At 52.7% G+C, this 11,627-nt stretch carries 11 protein-coding genes; all 11 read left to right on the top strand.

Translation table 11 applies throughout. The annotated features are described in order from the left end of the window. Positions 1-42 precede the first annotated feature (42 nt). The 11 genes from KK062_RS00600 (at position 43) to rodA (ending at position 11,574) form a co-directional block, all read left to right on the top strand. Entirely contained in the window at positions 43-798 is a 756-nt protein-coding gene (locus KK062_RS00600) for an iron-sulfur cluster repair di-iron protein (RefSeq protein WP_254082289.1), read from the top strand. A gap of 32 nt (positions 799-830) precedes the next feature. Next, positions 831-1,247 (top strand): Holliday junction resolvase RuvX, encoded by a 417-nt coding sequence (gene ruvX, locus KK062_RS00595; RefSeq protein WP_254082288.1) that lies wholly within the window; start codon positions 831-833, stop codon positions 1,245-1,247. Positions 1,248-1,275: 28 nt separating this feature from the next. Continuing rightward, positions 1,276-1,830 (top strand): peptide deformylase, encoded by a 555-nt coding sequence (gene def, locus KK062_RS00590; protein ID WP_254082287.1) that lies wholly within the window; start codon positions 1,276-1,278, stop codon positions 1,828-1,830. A 6-nt stretch (positions 1,831-1,836) separates the two neighbouring features. Then, on the top strand, positions 1,837-2,982 hold the full coding sequence (locus KK062_RS00585) for a methionine aminotransferase (protein WP_254082286.1): 1,146 nt from the start codon (positions 1,837-1,839) through the stop codon (positions 2,980-2,982). Between the two features lie 384 nt (positions 2,983-3,366). Further along, a complete protein-coding gene (locus KK062_RS00580) occupies positions 3,367-4,191 on the top strand; it encodes an amidohydrolase (protein ID WP_254082285.1) in 825 nt (274 codons plus the stop codon). Positions 4,192-4,243: 52 nt separating this feature from the next. Beyond that, the gene (gene purH / locus KK062_RS00575; protein ID WP_254082284.1) at positions 4,244-5,770 is read left to right on the top strand and encodes a bifunctional phosphoribosylaminoimidazolecarboxamide formyltransferase/IMP cyclohydrolase; all 1,527 of its coding nucleotides are present in this window, start codon (positions 4,244-4,246) and stop codon (positions 5,768-5,770) included. 205 nt (positions 5,771-5,975) lie between these two features. Next, positions 5,976-7,001 (top strand): rod shape-determining protein, encoded by a 1,026-nt coding sequence (locus KK062_RS00570; protein WP_254082283.1) that lies wholly within the window; start codon positions 5,976-5,978, stop codon positions 6,999-7,001. 56 nt (positions 7,002-7,057) lie between these two features. Further along, a complete protein-coding gene (mreC, locus tag KK062_RS00565) occupies positions 7,058-7,900 on the top strand; it encodes a rod shape-determining protein MreC (protein WP_254082282.1) in 843 nt (280 codons plus the stop codon). Further along, positions 7,897-8,409 (top strand): Rod shape-determining protein MreD, encoded by a 513-nt coding sequence (locus tag KK062_RS00560; RefSeq protein WP_254082281.1) that lies wholly within the window; start codon positions 7,897-7,899, stop codon positions 8,407-8,409. The genes mreC and KK062_RS00560 overlap by 4 nt, the downstream gene beginning before the upstream one ends. Positions 8,410-8,447: 38 nt before the next feature. After that, positions 8,448-10,268 (top strand): penicillin-binding protein 2, encoded by a 1,821-nt coding sequence (gene mrdA, locus KK062_RS00555; protein ID WP_254082280.1) that lies wholly within the window; start codon positions 8,448-8,450, stop codon positions 10,266-10,268. Positions 10,269-10,293: 25 nt separating this feature from the next. Next, positions 10,294-11,574: a rod shape-determining protein RodA gene (gene rodA, locus KK062_RS00550; RefSeq protein WP_254082279.1), complete on the top strand. Its 1,281-nt coding sequence runs from the start codon at positions 10,294-10,296 to the stop codon at positions 11,572-11,574. The last annotated feature ends 53 nt before the right edge of the window (positions 11,575-11,627 follow it).

The following is an 11,627-nucleotide window of genomic DNA, read 5'->3' as shown; positions in this document are numbered from 1 at the left end:
TGGCTAACTATGGGGGATTTTTCGCTTATATTTACTAGGATCATGAACAAGGCAGCACTAAAAGATACGCGCATTTCAGACTTAGTTGATCAGAACTATGTACATGCGTACGTGCTTTTTTATTTTGGCATTCGTTTCTACGAATATTCTGAGCTCACACTTGGCCAGGTATGCCAGAAACAGGGCTTGCGGGTGGAGCAGGTGATCCGCGAGCTGGAGTCGCCCACGTACCTGCGCGAGGCCGACCTGCCCCTGGTGTCGTATCCCATCGACCTCATCATCGAATATCTCAAGCATTCACACTTCCTGTTTGTAAAACACAAGCTTCCCTACATTGCCCGGCTGGTGGAAAGCTTCAAAGCGCACCACGAAGACTACCTGGTAGTAGAACGCGACCTGAAGTTTGTCTTCCCGCTCTTTGTGGAGGATTTCATTGAACATATCTACGAAGAGGAGGACACACTCTTCCACTATATCCTGACACTGGAACGCGCCTCGAAGGGTACCCACGTGCCGCCCAGGCTATACTACCTGCTGGAGAAAAACTCGGTGCAGAAGTTTGCCATGGAGCACGACGTCCACGACGACGAGATGGAAGGCATCCGCAAGATCACCCGCGACTATGCTGTGGACAAAGACACGCCGCTCCACATTAAAGTCATGTATAACGAGCTGCGCGACTTCGAGAAAAGCCTCATAACCCACGCCCGCATCGAAAACGATATACTCTTTCCCAAAGCCATGGCCATTGAGAACCGGGTAAAGAAACTCTTCTTTGACAAAATCAAGTATAACTGACAGGGCCTGCCGCCTGCCGGCGGGGGTATTTCATGGGACGGATTCTGGCGATTGACTACGGAAAAAAGAGAACAGGGCTGGCAGTGACCGATCCCATGCGCATTATTGCCACCGCCCTGGAGACCGTACCTACTGAAGGACTTTTAGCCTACCTCCAGGCCTATCTGAAACGCGAGCCTGTCGACGAGTTTGTGATCGGCATGCCCAAAACCCTCAAGAACGAAGACTCCGAAACCGCCCCCCTGGTGCGGGCGTTTGTGGAGGAATTAAACAAAGCTTTCCCCGACAAGCCGGTCCACCCCGTGGACGAGCGCTTTACCAGCACAATAGCCCTGCGGGCCATGATCGACGGCGGCATGAAAAAGAAAGACCGCCAGGTAAAAGGCAACGTTGACAAGATCAGCGCAACCATCATTCTTCAGTCTTTCCTGGAAGCTCACCCGCGCTAAAACGTCCTATTTTTTTTAAATTCGCGCCATGATTTATCCCATTGTGATGTATGGCGATGTCGTGCTGCGCCAGAAGGCGAGCGAGATCGCACCCGGTACGGACCTGAAGCAGCTTATTGAAGACATGTATGAGACCATGCATGCCGCCAGCGGCATTGGTTTGGCCGCTCCGCAGATTGGCAAGAGTATTCGCCTGTTTGTGGTCGACGGCACCGTGCTGGAAGACGAACCGGGCATGGCCGATTTCAAAAAAGCTTTCATCAATCCCCAGATTCTGGAAGAGTGGGGTGAGCCGTGGGACTACGAAGAAGGCTGTTTGAGCATCCCCAACATCCGCGAGAAAGTCGCCCGCAAAGCCAGGCTGCGCATTCGGTACTTCGATGACCAGTGGAATCAGAAAGAAGAAGAGTACGACGGCATGCAGGCGCGCATCATCCAGCACGAGTATGACCACATCGAAGGGAAAATGTTTGTAGACTACCTGCCCGCACTCAAGAAGCGTTTGCTGAAAGGCAAGCTGACTGATATTTCAAAGGGTAAGGTCGACACCGAATACCGTATTGCCGCCCCGTTGAAGAGATAACGATACATGAGCACAATTCCGTCCAGGCTGCCCGATGTAGGGACTTCCATCTTTTCGGTCATGTCGAAGATGGCCCTCGAGCACGGGGCCATCAACCTGTCGCAAGGCTTTCCCGACTTTGCCATAGACGAAACCATTGTGCACCTGGTGCATCGCTATATGTTGGAGGGGCACAACCAGTATGCCCCCATGCCGGGAACCCCGGCGTTGCGGCAGATCATCGCCCAGGTCATTCGCGAAACATACGACCATACCGTTGACCCCGAAACCGAGATCACCATTACCCCCGGCGCGACGGAAGCCATCTTCGCCGCCATCGCCGCCTTTGTCGGCCCCGGCGATGAAGTCATCTTATTCGACCCCGCCTATGACTCATACGATCCGGCCATCCGCCTGAACGGCGGCATACCCGTACACCTATCGTTACAATACCCGACGTTTACCATTGACTGGGACATAGTCCGCACGCGCATTACCCCACGCACGCGCATGATCATGATCAACACGCCCCACAATCCCTGTGGCGTCACCCTGAGCAAAGAAGCCCTGCGCACCCTGGAGACCCTGGCCGAACAACACAACCTGCTCATACTGAGCGACGAGGTATACGAGCGCTTGATCTTTGACGGGCAACAGCATCAAAGTGTGCTGCGTTACCCCGCGCTGGCGGCGCGTAGCCTGGCAGTCTTCTCATTTGGCAAGACCTTCCACGCCACGGGCTGGAAAGTAGGCTACGTAGTAGCGCCCACTCCGCTCATGCACGAGGTGCGCAAAGCCCATCAATTCATAGCGTTTAGCGTAAACACCCCTGTGCAGCTGGCACTGGCCGAATACATGCAGGTACCCGACCGGTATTTGTCGCTGGCGGCCTTCTACCAGCAAAAACGCGACTTTTTTTTAGAGCATCTGCGCGGCTCGTCCTTTGAGCCCGTGGCATGCAAAGGCTCCTACTTTCAATTGCTCTCCTATAAAAATATTTCCCATCAGCCGGACACGGCCATGGCAGAAGAGCTGACAAAGAAATTTAAGGTAGCAGCCATCCCCGTATCGGTTTTCTACCAGGACCGGACGGACAACCATCTGCTGCGGTTCTGTTTCGCCAAGAAGGAAGAGACCCTGTCCAAAGCCTGTGAGATCTTGCGAAAGATTTGATCTTCTACAGCCAATCACACATTCAGACAACATCGACTTAACCGCCACTAGTCTCCGTGCTATAAGAACGGGCTTATATCGGACTATACTCGCACTTAACTCGGGCTTAACTCGGAGACATCCCCCGGGAATCCGGGAATATTTGCCCCCCGGTGCCGCATTTTGGCCCCGGCTTTACCGCACTTCGGCATGTAGACCCGCCTACCAAGACTGCAGTTTCCAGACCGTTGTGTATCAGCCGGAGATGGCTTTAATAGGGCTTTAGTAGCTCTTTAGTAGGAGGATGATAGGGCTTTGATACGGGTAATACCCCCCGTTGCGCAAATTGCCTGTTCATTCTCCTCTTAATTTGTTTTCTTTGCGGTCCCGAAAACTCTTACACGCATGCAGGACCTCAAAATCACGCTTATTCAGTCAGATACGCATTGGGAAGACATCAGTGCAAACCTCTCCATGTTTGAGGAGAAGATCTGGCGGATCAGCGGGGCGACCGATGTCATTGTGTTGCCGGAAATGTTTACAACCGGATTTACCATGGCCGCCAACCGCCATGCCGAGATGATGAACATGCGCACCTTTAAATGGATGCGCCAAATGGCCGACCAGACCGGAGCCCTGATTTTGGGTAGCTATATCGTTAACGTACATGACCGCTTTTACAACCGGTTGCTGTGGATGGAACCAGGCGGTCATTTTAAAACCTACGACAAGCGCCACCTGTTCCGGATGGAGAACGAGCACAAGACCTATAGCCCTGGCGAAAGCCTGCTGATCGGCACATGGAAAGGCTGGCGCATCTGCCCCCTCATTTGCTACGACTTGCGCTTCCCCGTGTGGAGCCGTAACCGCTACGATGCCACCACACGCAAACTGTCGTACGACGTGGCAATATATGTGGCCAACTGGCCTGTCACCCGCATTGACGCGTGGGACACACTGCTGCGGGCGCGGGCCATTGAAAATGTTAGCTATGTGGTGGGCGTAAACCGCATTGGTCTTGACGGCCAGGGCGTGGAGTACAACGGCCACTCGTCGGTGATCAGCCCGAAAGGCGGAGTGGTTTATACGAATGAAGGCACAGAAGCCATTCACACCGTCGAGTTGAGCGCCAATGCCCTGGAAGCCTTCCGCGACCGTTTCCCGTCTTACCTGGACGCCGACGACTTTACGCTCGAGTTCGAAGAATACGAAGACTCCGACTTAGACTAACACCGAATTTCCATCTACTTTTGCACCTCATTTTAAACACCCTGTAACCACCATGGCCAACCGGAAGATCACCCGCGCGTTAATTTCTGTTTTTTATAAAGATAACCTGGAGCCGATCGTGCACTTTCTAGGCAAGCAGGGTGTAGAGTTTGTCTCCACCGGCGGCACCCAGGAATTCATTGAAAAGCTGGGCTACGCCGTAACGCCGGTAGAAAAGCTGACGGGCTATCCGTCGATCTTTGGTGGTCGCGTAAAAACGCTGCACCCCGCCGTATTTGGCGGCATTCTTTTTCGCCGCGAGGACGACGGTGACAAAAAACAAGCACAAGAGTTTAACATCGGCCCGCTCGACCTGGTCATTGTAGACCTATATCCCTTTGAAGAGACCGTAACCAAAGGTGGCTCGGAAGATGATATCATAGAGAAAATAGACATCGGAGGCATCTCGTTGATCCGCGCAGCCGCGAAAAACTTCCAGGACGTACTGATCGTCTCCTCACGCAACCAGTATACCGACGTGCTGGAAGTGTTGCAGCAAACCAACGGTGCCCCCGCCCTGCAAGACCGCAAGCGCTTTGCCGCGATGGCCTTTGACGTCACCTCCCACTACGACACCGCCATCTTCCAATACTTCAACGGCGAATTTGCATTGCCCCGGTATAAAAAGAGCTTGTCGCAGGGGCGAGTCCTGCGCTATGGGGAAAATCCTCACCAGAAGGGCACATTCTACGGCGACTTCGACGGCCTGTTCGAACAACTCAACGGCAAAGAGCTTTCCTATAACAACCTGGTGGACGTAGACGCCGCCGTAAACCTCGTACAGGAATTCTCCGGCGAGACGGCCTTCGTCATCATCAAGCATACCAACGCCTGCGGCGTAGCCACGGCGCCCACTGTAAAAGAAGCATATCTTAAAGCCTTCCAGGCCGACACCACGTCAGCCTTTGGCGGCGTGCTGGCCACCACTACCACGATTGACCTGGCGGCAGCCGAAGAGATCAACAAATTGTTTTTTGAGATTCTCATCGCACCCGCCTATACCGACGACGCACTGGCACTGCTGCGCAGTAAAAAGAACCGGATGCTGTTACGGCAGAAGCAACAGCTGCAGGAGAAGCTGCAAAGCAAGACAATTCTGAACGGTGTGATCGAGCAAGACCTCGACTTGAGGACCGACGGCAAAGAAGACCTAAAGGTCGTTACCAAGGTAGCGCCCACCGCAGCCGAGGTCGACGCCCTGCTGTTCGCAAGCAAGATTTGTAAGCACACGAAGTCTAACACTATTATACTGGCGGTGGATGGTCAGCTGCTGGCGAGTGGCGTAGGGCAGACCTCCCGTGTTGACGCCCTGAAACAGGCCATTGAAAAAGCAGGTGTGTTTGGTTTCTCCCTAAAGGGCGCAGTCATGGCGTCAGACGCCTTTTTTCCGTTCCCCGACTGTGTGGAAATTGCTAACCAGCAAGGTATCCACGCGGTGATCCAACCCGGTGGCTCGGTAAAAGATCAGGACTCTGTCGACTTCTGTGATCAGCACGGCATGGCCATGGTCTTTACTGGCGTGCGACACTTCAAACACTAGCGTTGTGAACCCGGGTAAGTCCGGTAGGCTTTTAACTACCTTCCAGGTCTATCCCAATCTCTTCATCGATAAAATATGTACCGGCTCGCAAAAAACTTACATTTTTGAACCGGTACATATTTATTTGGTAAATTAAATGCAATTTTACAGGCCGCATCATCGGTTACTTCCGACTTTTTAGTTTAAACAAGGGAATAAGACATACATGGCATTTTTTGACTTCTTCACCAGCGACATCGCAATAGACCTGGGGACAGCAAACACCCTTATCATTTACAAAGACAAGATCGTCGTGGATGAACCCTCGATCATCGCACTTGACAAAGTGAACGCCAAGGTGTTGGCCATCGGCCGGGAGGCCATGCAGATGCATGAAAAAACGCATGATCACATCAAGACCATCCGCCCGTTAAAAGAAGGTGTGATCGCCGACTTCCAGGCGGCCGAGATGATGATCCGCGGGCTGATCAAAATGATCGACACCGGCAAACGTCTGTTTCCACCGTCATACCGCATGGTGATCTGTATCCCTTCCGGTATTACCGAAGTAGAGAAACGTGCAGTGCGCGACTCGGCAGAACATGCCGGCGCCAAAGAGGTATATATGATCTATGAACCGATCGCCGCGGCGATCGGAACCGGCATCGACATCGAACAGCCTATTGGTAATATGATCGTCGACATCGGTGGTGGAACAACGGATATCGCCGTGATCGCCCTGTCGGGTATCGTCTGCGACCAGTCCATCCGTGTGGCCGGCGATACCTTTAATCGTGATATTCTCGACTACATGCGCCGCCAGCACAACCTGCTCATCGGCGAGCGCTCGGCCGAAAAAGTGAAGATCGAAGTAGGCTCGGCCCTGACAGAGCTTGACGACGGACCGGACGATTACGAGATCCGCGGCCGCGACTTGATGACGGGTATTCCCAAGACCATCAAGATCTCTTATTCGGAAGTGGCCTTCGCCCTCGACAAGTCTGTATCTAAACTGGAAGAAGCTGTACTCAAAGCCCTGGAGACCTCTCCCCCCGAGCTTTCAGCCGATATTTATGAGCGTGGCATCTATCTGACCGGTGGTGGCGCCCTGCTGCGCGGGTTGGACAAACGCCTCGCGCTTAAGACCAAGTTGCCCATCCACGTAGCCGACGATCCGCTACGTGCCGTGGTACGCGGTACCGGCCAGGCACTGAAAAACCTCAATCAGTTCAGAGCTGTATTAATGACCTAGTCTTCTGAAGTGGAAGAAGCAGGAGTAACGAAGCCATGTGATTTGTTGACACGGTAATGGAAAGGCTATTTTATTTCATCTATCAATACCGGGCTTTCTTCACCTTCTTAGTGCTGGAAGTATTCTGTTTTTGGCTCGTGGTGAAAAACAACGAGTACCAGGGAACCCAGTTCTTCAATTCGTCCAATACGATTGTCGCCTCCGTGAACGGCTTCTCGCAAAGCGTCCGCGACTACTTCTTACTCAGTAATGTCAACGCGACACTGTCCGCCGAAAACGCCGGACTGCGCCGTGAGCTGGAGACCTATCATCAACAAACGTATTTGACCGACAGCGTTGCCGCGCCACCAGATTCGTCGCGCATCAAACGTTTTGATTTTGTCAGCGCCAAAGTCGTCAATAACCACGTAGACCTCACCAAAAACTTTATCACCATCAATAAGGGCCGCGACGCGGGCATCGAACCCGGCATGGCCGTGATCAGCCCGCTGGGAGCCGTCGGCAAAGTGAAGCTGGTGTCCGAACACTATGGTGTCGTGACCTCGTTGCTGCACATCGATGTAATGGTATCGTCGGTACTCAAGCGCACAGGCCACTTCGGTTCGGTGCAATGGGATGGCCGCGACCCTGGCATAATTCGCTTTAACTTTATACCGCGCCACGTAAAGCCCCTGGTAGGCGACACCGTGGTAACGTCCGGCTTTAACTCCGTCTTCCCCGAAGGCATCATGGTGGGCACCGTATCGGAAGTAAACCTCAGCAACGAGGCCCTGACATACGACCTGCGCGTGAAACTGTCGCAGGACTTCCGCAAGCTGTCGTTCCTGACCGTGGTGAAGAGCGTGTACAAGCGTGAGCAGGATTCTCTGGAACAGGTCGTAAACGCACTGGCGAAATGAGCAGGATCGGCATTCCCCAAGTCATAGCGTTTTTTGTGTACCTGTTGTACCAGGTAATGATTCTGCAGAACGTCGTGTTGTTTCACACCGCCTTCTGTTTCTTATACGTGGCGTATCTGTTGCTGCTGCCGGTAGAGACCAACCCGCTTGTACTGATGGGCATTGGCTTCCTCATGGGCTTTGCTGTCGACATGTTTTATGAAAGCATCGGCTTGCATGCCTTTGCGTGTGTTTTTGTAATGTACGTACGCAACTATTGGCTCAGTTCCATCACGCCGCAAGGTGGGTATGACAGCAACGTCACGCCGTCAATGGCACTGGGCGGCTTCCAATGGTTTGTCGTATATGCGTTGCCGCTGGTGTTCATTCACCACCTCATGCTGTTCTACATGGAAGCAGGTGGCTTTGGAATGTTCTGGTTCACGCTGTGGAAGACCATCGTGAGCACATTTTTTACCACACTGGTAATTTTAATTGCGCAGTTTTTGTTTCCTGGCAGAAGGCGCTAAGTCGTCCGGCTACGCACTGCTAAAATTGGAGTAACGACATGAACGAAGGCAGGAAGGAAATCATACAGTTTGTATTTGTACTGATAGGCTTTGTGTTCTTGATAAAGCTATTCTTTATCCAGATCGTCGAAGACAGCTACAAAAACCTCGCGGATGTAAACGCCATCCGCAAAGAGGTGCAATATCCTATTCGCGGTATTATCAAAGACCGCAACGGCAAGCTCATTGTATACAACAATCCCGAGTTTGACCTCATGATCATCTTGCGCGAGGTAAAGAATCTCGACAGCGCCCGCTTCTGCCAGGTGTTTGAGATCACCCAGGCGCAGTTGCAGAACCTCTTCAAAGGCTTTCACACGGAGATCAGAAACCGCAAAGCCAACGAGCTGCAGCCATACCCGTTCATCCGCCAGTTGTCGAATTATGACCTGGCGCGTATTCAGGATCATATCGACGAGTTTCGCGGTTTTTTTATTCAAGTGCGGACTACCCGTGCGTATGCCAGCGGTGCCGCTGCCAACGCTATCGGCTATGTGAGCGAGGTCTCCAAGCGCCAGCTGGACAATCAAAAGGAACACTTCTACCGTCAGGGCGACTATATCGGCAAGAGCGGTATTGAGGCATATTATGAACAGTACCTGCGGGGTACACGCGGCGTGAAATACCTCATGCGCAACAAAGATGGCGTAATCAAGGGTGCTTACGAAGACGGTAAATACGATACACTGTCTGTACCGGGCCAGGATCTGACGTCTACAATCGACCTGACGCTACAAGAGTATGGCGAGTTTCTGCTGAAGGGAAAGTCCGGCAGTATTATTGCCATCGAGCCCGCAACAGGCGAAATTCTGTCTATGGTGTCGGGCCCGTCCTATGATCCGAACCTGCTTACCGGTAAAAACTATAGCCAGAACTTTGTGCTCATCAGCAACGACAGCCTCAAGCCGTTGTTCAACCGCCCGCTTATGGCGCAGTATCGTCCGGGTTCTATTTTTAAAGTCGCTCAGGCGATGGTAGCGTTACAGGAAGGAGTTATCACTCCGGAGACGCGCATCCGCTGCGATCGCTCGATCATCAATTGCCACGGTGCCCATACTAACGAAGATCTGCGCGGGGCAATTGCCAATTCTTGTAACCCGTATTTCCGCGAAGTGCTGCGGAGGATGCTGCAGAAGGGCAAAGCCAACAACCCTTTTGACGATACGCGCATTGGCCTGGAAGAGTGGGACAAACATATCATGAGCTTTGGCTTTGGCAAACGCCTGGGCATAGACCTGCCCAACGAGAAGCGTGGCCTGGTGCCAAGCCCGGCGTACTATGACCGCGCCTATACAGGCCGGCCGTGGAAGTTCTCCAACATTTACTCCATCGCCATCGGTGAGGGAGAGAACCTGGTCGTGCCGTTGCAGATGGCCAACTTTGCCGCAACGATCGCCAACAAAGGATATTATGTCACGCCGCACCTGGTAAAGTCAATTGGTAATAGCGGCGTGTCGCTGCCGCAGTATACCGAACGACACTACACTACCATTGACTCCGCTAACTTTCGTATCGCCGCCGATGCTATGCAAGAGGTGGTGGAGTCGGGTACCGCGCAGTATCGCGCCAAGCTAAAAGACATCGTGGTGTGTGGCAAGACCGGTACCGTGCAGAACGAACCAAAGTCTGACCACTCGGTATTTATCGCGTATGCACCCGCGGTGAACCCGAAGATCGCAATATCTGTATATGTGGAATATTCCGGTCAGGGTGCACGCGCAGCGGCCTCCATCGCCAGCCTCATGATCGAGAAATACCTGTTGGGTGGAACGCAGCGCCCCAACATTGAAGACTACGTGCTGAAAGGTAAATTCGAATAACACCATCGCTTAACGGAACGATACCGTGAGAAGAGAAAGAGAAGAGATCATAACCAACAAGATTGACTGGGTCACGGTGATGATCTATGGTGTCATGGTGTTTTGGGGCTGGCTGAATATTTACTCCGCTACGTACGACGAGCATCAGTCCATCTTCGACTTCTCGATCAACTCGGGCCGGCAGTTGATGTTTATCGTCACCTCTATTTTCCTGATCCTGGCGATCCTCATCATCGACATGCGCTTCTACGAGGCCTTCGCCTATATCATATATGGACTCATCATGTTCTTGCTGCTGCTGGTGCCCTTCATTGGTAAGGAAGTAGGGGGTAACCGTGCATGGTTGGGCTTTGGTTCCTTTGGCGTGCAACCGTCGGAGTTCGCGAAGTTCGCCACAGCGCTCGCGCTCGCGAAGTTTATGGGCACGATCGGGTTTCGCCTGGACAACAACATCCGAAACCAGGCAGCTTCCTTCGCGTTCATCGGTGGCCCCATTATTCTCATTTTGATGCAGAAGGATTATGGTACCGCCATGGTGTTTTTGGTGTTCCTCCTTGTCTTTTATCGTGAAGGTATGTCGCCCTTCCTGCTACTGGTAGGTCTGGGGGTATCGGTCATCTTTATTCTTACACTGCTGGTAGAGAACAACTGGTATTTGTTCGGCGCCATCGGCGCAGCGTGGGCCCTGGTGATCTTTATGAACCGCCGCAAGAAAATAAAACGCATGGCCGTCATCACGATTGGCGCCGCGGTACTCGTCGTGACCATCATGAGCGTGGAGTTCATTTTTGCCAACCTGCTGGAACCTCACCACCAACGCCGGGTGATGGTATTGTTGAATCCCGATCTCGATCAGTTAGGCGCGGGATACCACGTGTACCAATCTAAAGTGGCGATTGGTTCCGGAGGTGTTATTGGCAAAGGCTTCTTGAAAGGCACACAAACCAAGCTCAAATTTGTACCCGAGCAGTATACCGATTTCATCTTTTGTACCATTGGTGAGGAGTACGGCTGGCTTGGCAGCCTGATCATGGTTGGACTCTTCATGTCGTTGCTCTTCCGGGTCGTGTTCCTGGCCGAGCGACAGAAAAATCGCTTTGCCCGTGTGTATGGCTACTCCGTGGCATGCATATTTTTCTTTCACTTTGCGACCAACATTGCCATGACGATCGGTCTCTTTCCGGTAATCGGTATACCCCTGCCGTTCTTTAGCTACGGAGGTTCGTCGCTGTGGGCGTTTACGGCGCTGCTGTTTATTCTGTTAAAGCTCGACGCGCACCGCATGCATGTACTGCAACGGTTGTAAATAGCCGGCCGGGAACAAAAAAAGACTGCCGGTGGGCAGTCTCTTCGGGTTAT

The organism is Dawidia cretensis (assembly GCF_018598175.1).
GTDB classification, from domain to species: domain Bacteria; phylum Bacteroidota; class Bacteroidia; order Cytophagales; family Cyclobacteriaceae; genus Ohtaekwangia; species Ohtaekwangia cretensis.
Note: the sequence above shows the minus strand (reverse complement) of the source record. Positions and strands in the feature narration are given on the sequence as shown.